14 protein-coding genes are annotated in these 13753 nt (G+C 44.0%); 1 reads left to right on the forward strand and 13 read right to left on the reverse strand.

The annotated features are described in order from the left end of the window. Positions 1–214 precede the first annotated feature (214 nt). The 13 genes from WKT08_RS01415 to hemW form a co-directional block, all read right to left on the reverse strand. Entirely contained in the window at positions 215–499 is a 285-nt protein-coding gene (locus tag WKT08_RS01415) for a rhodanese-like domain-containing protein (protein WP_013903704.1), read from the reverse strand. 20 nt (positions 500–519) lie between these two features. Next, a complete protein-coding gene (locus WKT08_RS01420) occupies positions 520–1011 on the reverse strand; it encodes a prolyl-tRNA synthetase associated domain-containing protein (RefSeq protein WP_340279610.1) in 492 nt (163 codons plus the stop codon). Between the two features lie 12 nt (positions 1012–1023). Then, positions 1024–1608 carry a uracil-DNA glycosylase family protein gene (locus tag WKT08_RS01425; RefSeq protein ID WP_070846535.1) on the reverse strand — a complete coding sequence of 195 codons (585 nt, stop codon included), beginning with the start codon at positions 1606–1608 and terminating at the stop codon, positions 1024–1026. Positions 1609–1660: 52 nt separating this feature from the next. Beyond that, entirely contained in the window at positions 1661–3067 is a 1407-nt protein-coding gene (gene pepV, locus WKT08_RS01430) for a dipeptidase PepV (RefSeq protein ID WP_340279612.1), read from the reverse strand. Positions 3068–3101: 34 nt separating this feature from the next. Continuing rightward, positions 3102–3707: a nitroreductase family protein gene (locus WKT08_RS01435; protein ID WP_031573669.1), complete on the reverse strand. Its 606-nt coding sequence runs from the start codon at positions 3705–3707 to the stop codon at positions 3102–3104. A gap of 148 nt (positions 3708–3855) precedes the next feature. Next, positions 3856–4698 carry a metallophosphoesterase family protein gene (locus WKT08_RS01440; protein WP_049491845.1) on the reverse strand — a complete coding sequence of 281 codons (843 nt, stop codon included), beginning with the start codon at positions 4696–4698 and terminating at the stop codon, positions 3856–3858. Between the two features lie 10 nt (positions 4699–4708). After that, the gene (gene uvrC / locus WKT08_RS01445; RefSeq protein ID WP_340279613.1) at positions 4709–6544 is read right to left on the reverse strand and encodes an excinuclease ABC subunit UvrC; all 1836 of its coding nucleotides are present in this window, start codon (positions 6542–6544) and stop codon (positions 4709–4711) included. Positions 6545–6736: 192 nt separating this feature from the next. Then, complete coding sequence (locus WKT08_RS01450) at positions 6737–7720, reverse strand: CPBP family intramembrane glutamic endopeptidase (RefSeq protein WP_340279614.1); 984 nt, start codon at positions 7718–7720, stop codon at positions 6737–6739. Further along, entirely contained in the window at positions 7717–8337 is a 621-nt protein-coding gene (locus WKT08_RS01455) for a TIGR01906 family membrane protein (protein ID WP_021153376.1), read from the reverse strand. The genes WKT08_RS01450 and WKT08_RS01455 overlap by 4 nt, the downstream gene beginning before the upstream one ends. Further along, positions 8330–9100, reverse strand: a complete 771-nt coding sequence (locus tag WKT08_RS01460; protein ID WP_151191212.1) for a TIGR01457 family HAD-type hydrolase — start codon at positions 9098–9100, stop codon at positions 8330–8332. The genes WKT08_RS01455 and WKT08_RS01460 overlap by 8 nt, the downstream gene beginning before the upstream one ends. Continuing rightward, positions 9101–9787: a hypothetical protein gene (locus WKT08_RS01465; RefSeq protein WP_340279615.1), complete on the reverse strand. Its 687-nt coding sequence runs from the start codon at positions 9785–9787 to the stop codon at positions 9101–9103. Next, positions 9777–10532, reverse strand: a complete 756-nt coding sequence (locus WKT08_RS01470; protein ID WP_340279616.1) for an acyl-ACP thioesterase domain-containing protein — start codon at positions 10530–10532, stop codon at positions 9777–9779. Before WKT08_RS01470 ends, WKT08_RS01465 begins: the two co-directional genes overlap by 11 nt. Before the next feature lie 3 nt (positions 10533–10535). Then, on the reverse strand, positions 10536–11666 hold the full coding sequence (gene hemW / locus WKT08_RS01475; RefSeq protein ID WP_340279617.1) for a radical SAM family heme chaperone HemW: 1131 nt from the start codon (positions 11664–11666) through the stop codon (positions 10536–10538). Between the two features lie 319 nt (positions 11667–11985). On the opposite strand from hemW, the gene WKT08_RS01480 reads away from it, so the two are divergent. Beyond that, positions 11986–13509, forward strand: a complete 1524-nt coding sequence (locus tag WKT08_RS01480; RefSeq protein ID WP_340279618.1) for an ATP-binding cassette domain-containing protein — start codon at positions 11986–11988, stop codon at positions 13507–13509. The last annotated feature ends 244 nt before the right edge of the window (positions 13510–13753 follow it).

The raw sequence follows: 13753 nt of genomic DNA on the forward strand, positions 1-13753 counted from the left end.
CAAATTCTACTCATTTTTAGAAATTAGTAAAGAAAAAGAGGCTGGGACAAAAATCCTAGCCTCCCAATTATTTTTGGATTGTCGAGCAAGACGCAGTGGTTGAGTGGGCTCTACTACGCTGATTTCATCAGCTTTTACAGCCCTACTCAACTGTGCGGAGGTGGGACGACGAAATCGAATTCTAATGAATTACCGATTTCTGTCCCACTCTCTCTTAGGATTCAAATGCATCCATACCACCTTGGACGTTGGTCACATCATAGCCTTGCTCTTCCAAAAATTGGCAAGCACGTGCTGAGCGTCGACCTGACTTGCAGATGACATAATAGGGATGATCCTTCTCTAATTCCTGGTAGCGATTTGCTAACTCAGATAAGGGAAGAAGACGAACCCCATCTAAGTGAAGGGCATCATATTCCTCCTGCTCGCGTACATCAAGAACGTGTATGTTCCCTTTTTGATAAGCTTGGTAAAAGCTTGAAAATGGAATTTCTTTCATGATTTCTCCTGTAAGATATGTTATGGAAGGGTTAGGATTTCATAGTTAAAGTCAATAGACTCTAAAAATCGGAACAAGTCTTGGGTTTTAATAAAGATGGTTTTTTCGTTAGTATTGGGATGGAAGGTCATGATTTCCTCTGACACAATATCCTGATCAAAATAGACCCGAATATCTTTTTCTTCATTGTTCAATAAACCAAATGGAGAAACCGTTCCTGGCGGTAATTGCATTTTTTCAGCTAAAGAATCTGCTGAAGCCATGCGGATCCGGTTGGCTTCCACTTGCTCTTTGAAATCATCCATATCCAATGGCTTCTGGTCATCCATGATGAGCAAATAGTATTGAGTTTTCTTTTTGTTGGTCAAAAACATGGTCTTAGTGCGGACACCTTCTAAGCCTTCAATATAAGAATCCGCCTGCTCCGTCGTAAATGCAGGTGGGTGTTCCACCACAAAAAATGAAATTCCCAACTCATCTAATTTTTCTTTAACTTGTTGATAAGGATCCATCTTCGCTCTCCTTTATTTTTGAATGATCTCTTGTACTAAGGTTTGCAATTCTGGGACAACTTCTGCCTCAAACCAAGGATTTTTAGCCATCCAGATTTGATTACGAGGGGAAGGGTGAACAAGTGGAAAATAGGTTGGCAAATAGTCTTTAAAATGGTGGACCCGTTCGGTTACTTTGCCACTAACCTTTTCATGAAGGTAATAAGCTTGAGCATATTGTCCAATTAAGAGGGTTAACTCAATATCCGGACACTCCTTGAGAAGTTGAGGGTGCCACTTTTCCGCAAAGCCTTTGCGAGGTGGAAGGTCACCAGATTTCCCATGCCCTGGGAAATAAAAGTCCATGGGAATGACCGCAAACAAACCAGAATTATAAAAGGTGTCTTCGTCAACTCCTAACCATTCGCGCAGACGATCACCACTCTTGTCCTTCCAGTAAATACCAGCTTCTTCCGTCTTCATCCCTGGAGCTTGTCCGATGATATTGATACGAGCTGTCTTTGGGGCTGCAAAGAGTGGCTCTATCCCTTTCTCTGTATATTCTTTATTTTGAGGATCTGCCATAATGGCTTGTTTAATGCTTTCAATCCTTGACATAAGTCCTCCTTCTATGGAAAAACTCAGCCAGAAAAACTGGCCGAGTAGTGGATTATTTGATTAGTTCATAGATGGCTTCTGCGTAAATAGCTGCTGCACGATAGAGATCTTCGACATCTGCGAACTCATTAGCTTGGTGCATAGTATTGACATAGTCTGGGAACATAGCACCAAAGGCAACCCCACGTTTCAAGAGACGACCAAAGGTACCACCACCGATCACTTGTTCATGTCCTTTGAGGCCAGTTTGTTTTTCGTAAACACGCAAGAGGGTGGATACCAATTCATCATCCATCGGAACATAGTGAGGTGTGTGACCGTGGGCTGACAAGCTTACTGTAGCCACTCCTTCGATCTTTTCAAGGGTGGATTTGATGGTTTCAGGATCTGTACCTTGAGGGTAACGGATATTGAGGGCAATAGTGTTGTCTGCTTGGCTTTCATCAAAATGGAAGACACCTGCATTCATGCTCAATGGTCCCATTTTGGCATCTGTATGGGCAATACCTAATTTTTCACCAGCAAAATCTTCGTGAAGAAGTGAGGCTGTCACATGAAGGTAAGCCTTAGCAGCACCACCAAAATCAAATTGGTTCAACAAGAGAGCCAAGTAGGTCGCACCATTGATCCCATCTTCAGGAGTTGATCCGTGAGCAGATTTCCCAACAATCGTAACGGTATAGGTTTCTTCATCGACAGTTGAGATTTCATACTTGAGCTGGTGTTCCTTGGCAAAGGCATCTAAGAGGCCAGCAAGATCTGGTAGTTGTCCAGAAACGACTGCAGTCGCTGACTCTGGTACCATGTTTTCACGAAGGCCACCTGTAAAGCTATGAAGATGGGCACTTCCTGTGTTGTCATTTCCAAAATGAAGGTACTCAGTGATGTTTCCTTTTTCCCCATTGATGATTGGGAATTCCGCATCTGGTGAGAAGCCAAAATCTGGCTCAGGAAGTCCGACGTGTTTGAAATAGTAATCCATGTCGCCCCAGCCTGATTCTTCATCCGTACCGACAACAAAGCGCACGCTCTTAGAAACAGGGAGTCCTAGGTCTTTAATGATCTTCAAACCATAGTAGCAGGCCATTGTAGGCCCTTTATCATCAGACGAACCACGCGCATAGAGCTTGCCATCGATAATTTCTGGTTTATATGGGTCTGTCTTCCAGCCACTACCAGCAGGCACGACGTCCATATGGGCAAAGATTCCAAGCTCTTCTTCTCCTTCACCAAAGGTAAAGTGACCGGCATAATTATCGACATTCTTAGTTTCATAGCCATCACGCTTGGCAATTTCCAAGAATTTTTCAAGAGCTTTTACAGGACCAGGTCCAAAAGGATGCTCCTCATCTGCCTTGCTGTCATCGCGTTCAGAATTGATTTCCAAGAGGCTGTATAAGTCAGCCATCATCTCATCGCGACGTTTTTCTACTTCTGCTTTAAAGTCAACTGTTGTCATGAATTCCTCCTCAATCTTCTATTTGCTAATTGGCTTAGCGTTTGTCAATGATTTCGTCCACTGGTAAGCGATAGCTTGGCTCTACTTTTTCAGCCGCATAGCCAACCGTAATCAAAACTTCTGGACGGAAACGCTCTTCGATGTCCAATACTTCATTGATTTTTGATTTATCAAATCCCAAGATAATATTGGTTCCAATGCCTTGGTCCGTCAAAGCAAGTACCAAGTTCATGGCCACAAGACCAGCATTCAAGGCCAAGTAATCACTTGTTTGTTGGGCATCATAGCGTGCAAATTCAGCAGGAAGATTTTGCATAAAGTATTGCAACTGCTCGTCTGTGAAGTTTTTCACTCCACCGACACGCGCAATCTTGCGAGCCCGTTTTTGCAAATCAGTATCTGTAAAGAGGGCGATGGTCACAGGTGCTTCCATGACTTGATCATAGTTTGCACCATAGGCTAATTTTGCCAATTCCGCATTTTTTTGACGAACGACCACAAATTTCCAAGGCTGGCTATTGTGGGCACTAGGGGCCAAGGTTGCGATCTCAATGGCAGTCCGTACATCCTTTGGATCGACCGGTTGGTCAGTGAAATGCTTGATCGTATGGCGTTTTTTATTGAGCTCTAGAAATTTCATAAGCTTCTTCCTTTTCTATTTCTGTTACCTCTATTTTAACACAAAATGAAAGAGCTTGCAGGGTTTTACAGCCTAAGATTGTGAAAAAAGAAGCGGACATTTTGAAGATCCACTTCTTTTTTATAGGTTGAATACACAAGAGATCTACCTATGATTCATTGGAAAGATTGAAATAGGCAGCTACTTCTTTGGCATAACCGTATTTCTCAATTAAGCCAGTTAGAAGCTCGATGTTATGGCCCCGATAGTTATCCTCGCGTCTCAATTCTTCGTACATCTCAATAAAAGGAAGACCTTTATCCTTAGCATCTTGGAGCTCTGCTTCATAGTCATAGGCCACCTTACGAAATTGCAGGTTGGTCACCCCATCTTCTTCGACATCGATCAGAGCATATTGAGCTCTGTGGTTTTGAATTGGTTCCCAGTCAAAATAAGGCATGCCAATAGTTCCTGGATTAAGAATCTGTTGGCCCTGACTGCCATAGCGAAGCAACTGCTTGTGGACATGACCGTAGATCGCCAGATCCGTCTGGTCATCCAGCAGTTGGTCAAAGTTCTCCGTCGCATTAGCTGGACGCAAGTCTCCACCATAATTCTTTTCTGGCAAATTGTGGGTCAGTGAGAAGCGAATACCGTTGACCTCCTTTTTCTCTACCAAAGGAAGGGAGCGAAGCCAATCGATCCGCTTAGGATCTAGTCCTTCCATGAGGTACTGAGTGAGACGAAGAAGCTGGATCTCCTGCGGATCCTCAAGTCCGTACTCGCCATCCAAGGCCTCTAGGACACAATCGTCCCAATTTCCACGAACAGCCGCTGTAATCGGAATCGCATCCAGCAACTCAAAAAGGTCCTCTCTTCCAGGCCCCGGTAGCAAAATGTCCCCCAAAAGCCAGTATTCCGTCGCACCTAGAGCACGCGCATCTGCAATCACTGCCTCCAGGGCTGTCGTATCTCCGTGAATATCAGATAAAATAGCGATTCGATGGTTCATTATAAACTCCTTATGATTGGTATGGTTCAGAATCCTCCGCCACTTCCATCAAGGGACTTGCTTCTTCTTGCTTTCCTTGATGGAGCTTGGCTTGCACTGCCTCCGCTACTGCTCGTGGGATGCCGACTGTGACAATCTCATCCACAGTAGCTTCTTTGATCTTGGTCAGTGACTTGAAGTGTTTCATCAGTAACTGCTTGCGTTTTGGTCCCAAGCCTTCGATCCCATCCAGCTGGGAGGAGAAGGAATTCTTAGACCGAAGCTGGCGGTGGAAGGTGATGGCGAAACGGTGGACTTCATCCTGGATCCGTTGGAGGAGGAAAAATTCCTGCGAGGTCCGAGAGAGTTCGATGACTTGGAGAGGATCCCCGAAGAGCATTTCATGAGTCTGGTGCTTGTCATTCTTTTGCAGACCCGCAATAGGAATATCCAGCCCTAACTCATCTTGGATGACTTGCTTAGCGATATTGACCTGGCCATGTCCTCCATCGATAACGATCAGATCTGGTGGCGTCAAGCCATCCCGCATGACACGGCTGTAACGTCTGCGAATGACCTCCCGCATGCTGGCATAGTCATCTGGACCGACGACAGTCTTGATCTTGTATTTGCGATAGTCTTTTTTACTTGGCTTCCCATTGACAAAGACCACCATGGCTGAAACCGGACTGGTCCCCATGATGTTGGAGTTGTCAAAAGACTCAATGCGCACAGGGGTAGGGATTTGCAGGAGTTTTCCAAGATTTTCAATAGCACCTTGGGTCTTCTCCATGGATTTTTCCAGGAGATTGAACTTCTGCTCCAGACTGACACGCGCATTCTTAATGGCCAGATTGACCAGCTGCTTCTTCTCCCCTCGCTGGGGCTTGAGGACCTTGGTATCCACTAAGGCCTTGACCGCTTCCTCATCGATGTCTTGAGGGATCAGGATTTCATTGGGGATCAGGTGAGATTTCTCCTGGTAAAACTGCCCCACATAGGTCAAGAAATCCTCGTCTGGATCATTGTAGTAGGGGAAAAGATTGACGTCGCGCTCGATCAGCTTGCCCTGACGGACAAAGAAGACCTGCACACACATCCAGCCCTTGTCCACGTAGTAGCCAAAGACATCCCGGTTCTGCAAATCCTTGGCCATGACCCGCTGTTTGGTCCGCAGGGTCCCAATAGCCTGGATCAGATCCCGATACTCGGCCGCCCGCTCGAATTCCATATTTTGCGCAGCGGTAGTCATCTTGAGCTTGAGCTCATCGATAATCTTGTCATCCTGCCCCTTGAGGAAATCAGAGACCTCCTGGGCCATGCCCTTGAAATAGGCCTCGTCCTTGTGGCAAACCGTGTGGGCCATACATTGCCCTAAATGGTAGTAAAAGCAGACTTTGGAAGGCGGATTGGTACACTTGTGGAAAGGGAAAATCCGGTCCAAAAGTCGTTTGATCTCATTGGCTGCTCCCACATCTGGATAGGGACCGAAATAGAGACCACCATCCTTTTTGACCTGGCGCGTGATGATAAGGCGCGGATAGCGCTCATTGGTAATCTTGATGAAGGGATAGGACTTGTCGTCCTTGAGCATGATATTGTACTTGGGCTTGTTCTCCTTGATGAGGTTGATCTCAAGAAGCAAGGCCTCAATATTGGACTCAGTGACGATAAACTCAAAATCCACAATCTCAGATACCAGTGCTTCCGTCTTAGTATCGTGGCTTCCTCTGAAATAGGACCGCACCCGATTGCGAAGATTCTTGGCCTTCCCCACATAGATGATGGTTCCGTTCTTGTCTTTGTGAATGTAACAGCCCGGACTCGTCGGCAAAAGCTCGAGCTTGGATTTAATCAAGTTATTCATACTCTCTATTATAGCAAAAAAGAGAGGGGTTAGCCTCTCTCTAGTATGTTTGTATTATTGTTATCCACCTTCACCAAGTAAAAAATAATTATTAAATGGTATATCAGACACTCATCCTCAATCTTTTATCTTCACTTGTCCTTTTTCATAGCAAAAAAGAGGGATCTAAAAGAATCCCCCCTTTGATAATACTTATCCTTTGAGATTAGCCATCTGGAAGATCGGAATCACATAAGGAACAATAGACATCAGGATAGTAAATAACACGAAGAACAAGAACCAGAAGGACGCGAGGGCACGCTGGAAAACTCCCGGTTGAGGTTTATTGGCTTGAATATAAGCCTTGATAGCTGGCCATTTAGTCGCAAGAACCACTATCATGACAATGGAACCAATAGCTAAAACACCAATTTGGAGCCAATTCGCTAGCCCCTCGTCCACATGATAGGCCACATAATGCAAGCCTTGGGAAATCACAAAATTATTGAAAATGTGATAGAAAATAGCCCACCAGATATTGTATTCAAAGGCAATGTAGCCGAAACCTAGACCAATGATACTTGCGAAAAAGAGCTGGTCAAAATTGGCATGGAAGAGACCAAACAAGATAGCCGTCATGACAATAGCAAAAATCTTCCCATACCGTTCCAAGCCTCGCAAGCCGGCCCCACGGAAGAAGAATTCCTCTGTGATAGGACCAAAAAATCCAGCATACAAGAGCATGGTCCATGATCGCTCAATCGTATCACCTAGATCGGGTGTTGGAGAATGAAGGCCAATGGTCTCAAACATGCGCTCAATCACTTGTGTCATCACAGATGAAAAGACTTGAGAAAAGCCAAGAAAGGCGAGAAGAATAAAGAAGACTGAAAGAGTCATCTTACGTCCCTTGTGCTTAAGATCATATTTATAAAGGGCCTTCTTGCGATAGGCATTAAAGAGAAAGAGTCCAATGGAAATAGAGATAAGGTAGGGAATACCAGCCCAAACATTCAGGGCATTGAGTTTTTCCGTTACTTGACTTGGATCTTTTCTGAGAGAGCCTGCTATGGTCAATCCAAGGAGGACTTCCCACAGGACGGTTACCAAGGTCATTACCAAGAGATAAATGGCAAGGGTCCCGGAATACCTTCCTATATCTTTTTTAGGGTCTAATAATCGGTTGTATTGGTTCATTTCTTCCTCCTAGAAAATAGATAAAAACTCGCACACATTCCTTCGTATAAGACAAAGAAAATCAAAAAGGCATGCATAAAGTAGTCTTCTGGTAATGCAAGAATAATCGAATCCACGCGCGGATCAAAGAGCCAAGTATTGTCCCCAGCAAATAAGACCTGATGAAAAAGCGTAAAGAATTGATCAAAACCAATTATAACAGTCATCACTGCAAGCACTACTGGTAAAACCATCATCCAAAAGAAGAGACTTCGGTACAAGGCCAGGTAGCCTTTTTTGACGACTGTCCGCATAAAATGGATAAAACCAGGTAGAGTGACCAAGAAAACGACCGTCACCAAATGAAACAGGTACTTGACAGCCTCAAAATGGTGCAAACCATTTTTTGAAGAGGGGAATTGAGGCATCTTCAACACCCATTGAAAAGGATTGGTCAAATAGTTCATCAAGACATTAAAATTCTTCATGATGACTGAAGCCGAAAAACCAGTTCGACTTTGAATCCCCAACCAATGAATCTCCACGGGATAGAGGGCCCAAGCGAGAGCAATGGTGAGAAGAATCGTAGCTGACAAGATAAAGAAAAATTGGTTGATTGATTTCAAACTTCTAAGCATCAAAATCCCACTCCGCTAAACTGGAAACAACATGTGTCGGTGCAATTGGTAAGGTCGGCACTTCTTCTGGTTTGGTAAAACCTGTCGTCACCAAAAGGGTTGGAATCCCATTGTCAATACCAGCACGAATATCTGTTAGATAATTATCCCCTACCATAACGACTTCTTCTCTTTCAAACCCCAGATGTTCAATAGCCTTATCCATGATGATGGCCTTTGGTTTCCCAATGATCACTGGCTCGACCCGTGTCGCTGCTTCGACAAGGGCAATCAGGGATCCTGCTCCTGGCATCAAGCCACGCTCTGTTGGAATGTTCAGGTCCGGATTGGTCCCAATAAAGTGTGCTCCTTTTTGAATCGCCAAGGTCGCAATAGCAAACTTCTCATAATCCACTTGCCAATCGAGGCCAATCACCACATAATCAGGTGCTTCTTCATCGATGATATAGCCAGCTTCTTCAATAGCGTCTTTGAGCCCCGCTTCTCCGATCACATAGACCTTTTTGCCCAAATTTTGGTCATTCATGTAGTCAATGGTCGCAAGGGTAGCTGTATAGATAGTCGAAACTGGGGTTTTTATATTGAAATGAGTAGCCAGCATATCCCGAACAGTCTCTGGTGTGCGGGTTGTATTGTTGGTCACAAAGAGATAGGGAATCTCACGCGCCTGCAATTCATGAACAAAAGCTTCTCCTGCAGGAATTCGTGATTTTCCTTTGTAAATAGTGCCATCCAAATCAATCAAATAGCCCTTATAGTGCATTTATTCTTCCTTTTCTGTTTCCGTTTCGTCATGTAACTTCTCTGCATCGACTCGTCCACCAGAACCATATAAGAGCAAGGCTCCAGCATAGAGGACAAATTGTAAAATCAACCCTGTAAAATTGATCCCTTGATTTCCTGATTGGGTAAACAAGAAGGAAGCCACCATGAGGATCACAATGGTCAATAACAAGCCAATTACGGTTGCCTGATCCACACTGATTTGATAAACCGTACGTTTGGTGCTCCGGTTCCGGCCGTCTGACTTGGTTTCTGGTTGTAAATTTTCTACAAAATCAGTCACCAAGGTCGCAGCGAGGCTGACAGTTGTGCTAAAGAGCACACCTTGAGACAAACGATGATAGAAATTAGACCAGAAAGAGCCTGATTGGCTGGTAATGCCGACTGAAAAGATCACGACAGGTAAGAGAAAGGCCAGGGTGAAATGGATCCAGACCCGATACCAACGTACATCTTCTTTCAAGAAACGGCTAAAACTCTCTAAATTCAAACGGTAGCGGAAAAATTTGTAAATTTCTTCCACCAGGATGATGCCCAAAGCACAAAGAGTCAAGAGCCAATCTCCTAACATATACAAAGGGTTCTTTTGACGCTTGGCATAGGCCACAACCCGTTTTTGATAGTTTTCAAGCTCCTGTTTTTTATTTTTTAATCTTCTACTTTCCATAAGTCCAACCCTTTTCTTCTACTTCTTCCCACTCAATTTCAGCCTGGGCATTGATCTGACCATCTGAAGTAATTTGGTGCTGAGTTTTCAAGCCATCTTGTTCATATTGAGAGGTGATGAGACCTCCTGCTAGCACTTCTTTGACATATTTTAGATGAACTTTTTTCGGGACATGATGGGTCAAGAAGTCTGCTCCCATCACCTCAAAAACCCAGTCCAAGTACTTGCTATTGTTAACATGTCCGTTCATATCCAAGTCGTAAAACCGAACCCGGTATTCTTGTTCGACGCCCCCTTCTAATTCTTTAAAACGGGGACCACGAAGCATGGTTTTTGAAAATTCAGAGTCAAAGGCATCCGTGATTTCGCTCATAACTGGATGGACCTTGCGCGTATCCCGATCCATCAAGACAAAAGTCGCGACCATCTCAATGATAGTATTTCCTGCTTCATCCTTGATATTAAAGGCCCGGTAGCAGAAAAGTCGATTGTGACTCTTGGCATAGGTTTCGATAGTGATTTTCTCATCAAAAACAGGGAGACGCTCGATCTTCATATTGTAATCCGTGATAATCCAGACTAGATTGTAATTCTCTAAAATGTACATATCACTCATGCCCAGCTCAATCGATTGCATGCCTGATACCTGTAAAGACAGCAAGATCAATTGCGGAATTTTTATAAATCCATTGACATCGCTCATATCAAAAGGAATTTTCATGCTGTATTCAAATGTTTTTGCCATCTTCTACTCCAAAATAAACTTCTCTGCTACAGTGTCTGCTAAAAAGAGACCTTTCTTGGTCATGCGAACAATATCCTTGTCAGGCACCAAGAGTCCCTGCTGGGTCAATTCCTCAACCACTGGTCCATATTGTTGGTCAAAATTCACACCAAACTTTTCTTCGAAACGCTTCTTGGAAACGCCTGTTTTCTTACGCAGTCCCAGAAACATCTCTTCTTCCATCATTTCAGTCTGACTCAAATGTTCTTCTTGGACACGCGCATTGCCCTCGTCAACAGCCTGCATATAGTGACGGATAGGCCCATGATTCTTGTAGCGGATCCCATTGACGTAGCCGGATGCACCAGCTCCCAAGCCATAATACTCCGCATTATCCCAATACATGAGGTTGTGGCGACTTTCAAAACCAGGTTTGGAGAAATTGGAAATTTCGTAATGCTCAAAGCCCGCACGCTCCAACTCCTGAATGATGTATTCAAACATCTCCGCTTCTAACTCCTCTTTAGGTAGAGGAAGCTTGCCCCGTCTCATGCGATTCATAAAGACCGTGTGATTCTCCAGAATCAAGCTATAGAGACTCATGTGGGGAATATCAAGGGCAAGAGCCTTAGCGACATTTTCCTGGACCTGCTCCATGGTTTGCGTCGGAAGGGCATAGATGAGGTCGATCGAAATATTGTCAAAACCAGCCAGCTTCAGACGATCGATATTGTCATAGATATCCTGCTCTTGATGGCTCCGACCAATCTTTTTGAGCAAGCGATTATCAAAGGTCTGTACACCCAAAGAAACCCGATTGACCGGTGAATCCTTCAAAACAGCGATCTTATCCGGATCCAAATCACCAGGATTGGCCTCGATCGTCAACTCCTCCATCTGAGAAAGATCAAGTGACTTGGTCAGCTCCTTGAGCAGATACTCTAGCTGATCCGCAGTTAAGGCTGTCGGTGTCCCACCCCCAATATAGAGAGTCCGTAAATTTGTGATTTCTTCCCGACGAAATTCTTGGATCAAATGATCCAAATAAGCATCGACCGGTTGGTTCTTGATAAAAACCTTCGAAAAATCACAATAAAAACAAATCTGGGTACAAAATGGGATGTGGACATAAGCGGACGTTGGTTTTGTATGCATACCTTTAATTATACCATAAAATCCCCCCTAAGTCCGAAAAGAAAAGGGAATAAGAAGCCAGGAATTCCTTGACAAGAAGGAATAAAAGGAATAGAATGAATTTAATCATATTCGGAGGTAAGGAGATATGAACAACTAAGTTTCGTTAAATAAAATACTTTATTTAGTGGACTGCTTGTTCTATCTCTTTTTGTGTACCCTCTTGCCTATTCTCCAACTTCTTGTTGGCTATATTAGGTCTTTTTCTGTTTGGGTTCCACTTGAATACAGCTCTACTAAATAGGTAGAGCTGTTTTTTGTCCCAGTAGAAAGGATTCTTATGCTAAAACTATCCCACCTCACTATCCGCCATACAAAAGATTTACGCGATCTAGTACGTGATCTGTCCCTAACCATACATGAAGGAGAAAAAGTTGCTATTATTGGCGAAGAAGGGAATGGAAAATCTTCTTTGCTTCAGCTCCTCATGTCCCCAAAATCCCTACCAGATTATCTGACCATAGAAGGAGAAATCACCACTTCCTTTCACTCCTACGCCTATATTCCCCAGACTTTACCGGAAGCATTGAAGGGAAAAACTTTGGAAGATTATTTTTTTGGAAAGGACGAGCTAGACTATGCCAGCCTCTACAGACTGGCTGATCAATTGCATTTTAATAGCGACCGCTTTGCAAGCGATCAAACCATCGGAAGTCTATCTGGAGGAGAAGCCCTCAAAGTCCAACTTCTTCACGAACTTTGTCGTCCTCATGAATTGCTATTTTTAGATGAACCTTCAAACGATCTGGATTTGGAGACCTTGGACTGGCTCCAGCAGATGATCCAAACAAGCTCCCAAACCATCATATTTATTTCCCATCATGAAGATTTTTTGACTCAGACGGCGGATACGATCATACACTTAAGACAGATCAAACACCGCAAGGAGGCTGAAACCATCGTGGAGCACCTAGGCTATCAAGACTACAGTAGCCAGAGGGAACAACAATTTAAGCAACAGTCTCAGCAAGCTGCCAATGATCAACGAGCCTACAAAAAAACAATGGAGAAGCACCGTCGCGTCCGCCAGCAAGTCGAAACCTCCTTACGAAATACCAAAGATAGCACTGCTGGACGTCTCCTAGCAAAGAAAATGAAGTCTCTCCTATCACAGGAAAAGCGCTATGAGCGAGAATTCCAATCCATGACTTCCCAACCCTATGATGAGGAAATCATTAATCTGCATTTCCCTTCCCTTACTCCCTTGTCTCCTCAAAAACGTGTCCTTCTCTTAGATCAGGAAGAGCTCGCAATTGGTGATCGTGTCCTAGTCAATAACCTCTCCCTCACTCTTCATGGGCAGGATAAGATAGGGATTATCGGATCCAACGGTGTTGGAAAATCCACTTTCCTAAAAATGATTTGGAAGATTTTACAGAAGAATGAGAGTATCCGCACTGCCTATATGCCTCAAGATTACACTGAACTCCTCCCTCTGACTCAGACACCGGTTCAATTTCTACAGCATTCAGGCGATCGCGAAGAAATCAACACCATTCAATTGCATTTAGCCTCCCTTAACTTTACCTATTCTGAAATGCACCATCCGATATCAGAACTTTCTGGTGGTCAGCAAGGAAAACTCTTTCTCCTACAACTAGTCCTCACAAGTCCCCAGTTTCTACTCTTGGACGAGCCTACTCGCAATTTTTCCCCCACTTCCCAACCAGAAATTCGACGCCTATTCGCAGACTACCCAGGCGGACTAGTCACGGTCTCTCACGACCGGACCTTCCTCAAAGAAGTCTGCCAAAAAATCTATCGTCTGACCGAAAATGGTTTGGTAGAAATAGATTCGCTCTAACGTAAAAAAGATTGGCCAAAAAACCAATCTTTTAAATTGAAAATGAAGTCCTCTTAGAAACTTTCCTTAGGTGAGAATGGACGTCAGCGAACTTCATAGAAGTTCCATGACTTAGTTTTGAATCTAAGGCTTCAAAACTCCCGAGTGCTTGAAACAATCCTGTTTCAAGCACTTTTCTCACGGCGGAAAGTTTCAATAGAGGATTGGATAATTCTTGATTTGTTAGCTTTGAATGAAAGAACAG

The organism is Streptococcus sp. HCA-5024 (assembly GCF_037890265.1).
In the GTDB taxonomy this organism is placed as follows: domain Bacteria; phylum Bacillota; class Bacilli; order Lactobacillales; family Streptococcaceae; genus Streptococcus; species Streptococcus lingualis.